This is a genomic window from Rhodococcus sp. 14-2496-1d (assembly GCF_002259365.1).
Lineage (GTDB): Bacteria > Actinomycetota > Actinomycetes > Mycobacteriales > Mycobacteriaceae > Rhodococcoides.
In genome coordinates this window covers 1,919-3,561 of record NZ_NPFV01000052.1, presented here as the reverse complement: position 1 = coordinate 3,561, position 1,643 = coordinate 1,919, and the positions used below count along the sequence as shown (strand labels likewise).

General features: G+C 68.0%; 1 protein-coding gene. It reads right to left on the bottom strand.

The genetic code is table 11. The features are described from left to right. Nucleotides 1-1,643, bottom strand: a 1,643-nt coding sequence (locus CH296_RS28355) for a biotin carboxylase N-terminal domain-containing protein (RefSeq protein WP_094686285.1), incomplete at both ends; no start/stop codon positions are given.

Genomic DNA, 1,643 nt, shown 5'->3' with positions numbered 1-1,643 from the left:
TTCATCGCTTCCAGGACGGCGATGAGGTCCCCGGCCTCGACGGTGTGGCCTTCGTCGACAGCGACTTTGACCACGGTGCCCTGCATCGGTGCGGTCACCGCGTCACCGGATGCCGCGCCGGCTCCGGCACCACCACGAGTACGCGGTTTCGGCTTACGCCGCACCGCACCCGCGGGCCCACCACCGTTGCCGTTGCCGCCGCCGAGGGACAGTTCCCCGGGCAGGGAGACCTCGACACGTCGGCCACCGACCTCGACGACGACGGACTGCCGCGGCAGCACCTCCTCGTCGCCGATCGGTTGTCCGGCGGTGAACGGGGCAACCTGGTTGTCCCATTCGGTTTCGATCCACCGGGTGTGCACCGAGAACGACTCCCCGTCGCCGATGAACGCCGGATCGGAGACCACCGCAGCATGGAACGGGATCACCGTCGCCAACCCCTCGACGGTGAACTCGGCCAACGCCCGACGCGACCGCGCGAGGGCTTCCTCGCGGGTGGCTCCGGTGACGATGAGCTTGGCGAGCATCGAATCGAACTGGCCCCCGATCACACTGCCGGATTCGACACCGGAATCGACGCGCACACCCGGACCCGACGGGGCAATGAACGTGGTGACCGGGCCCGGTGCGGGCAGGAACCCACGGCCGGCGTCTTCGCCGTTGATCCGGAACTCGAACGAATGCCCCCGCGGTTCGGGATCTTCGGTGATCGACAGTTCCTCACCGTTGGCGATACGGAACTGCTGCAACACCAGATCGATGCCGGAGGTTTCCTCGGTGACCGGGTGTTCGACCTGCAGGCGGGTGTTGACCTCCAAGAACGAGACCAGGCCGTCCTGGCCGACGAGGTATTCCACCGTCCCGGCACCGTAGTAGCCGGCTTCGAGGCAGATCGCCTTCGCCGACGAGTGGATTTCCTTGCGTTGGGCGTCGGTGAGGAACGGGGCGGGGGCTTCTTCGACGAGTTTCTGGAAGCGGCGTTGCAGCGAGCAGTCGCGGGTGCCGGCAACGACGACGTTGCCGTGCTGGTCGGCGATGACCTGCGCTTCGACGTGGCGGGGCTTGTCGAGGTACCGCTCGACGAAGCATTCCCCCCGCCCGAACGCCGCGACCGCTTCGCGGGTGGCCGAATCGAACAACTCGGGGATCTCCTCGCGGGTGCGGGCGACCTTCATGCCGCGTCCGCCGCCACCGAACGCGGCTTTGATCGCGATCGGCAGACCGTGCTCGTCGGCGAAGGCGAGGATCTCGTCGGCGTTCTTCACCGGTTCGGAGGTGCCCGGAACGGAAGGGGCTTTCGCGCGGGCGGCGATGTGGCGGGCGGTGACCTTGTCACCGAGGTCGCGGATCGACTGCGGAGACGGCCCGATCCAGATCAGCCCGGCATCGATCACGGCCTGGGCGAAGTCGGCGTTCTCGGAGAGGAACCCGTAGCCGGGGTGGATGGCGTCGGCACCGGACTTGGCGGCGGCGTCGAGGATCTTGTCGATCACCAGATACGACTCCGCCGAGGTCTGACCCCCGAGGGCGAACGCCTCGTCGGCCAACCGAACGAACGGGGCATCGGCATCGGGCTCGGCGTACACAGCGACACTGGCCAACCCGGCATCGGCGGCCGCCCGGATCACCCGCACCGCGATCTC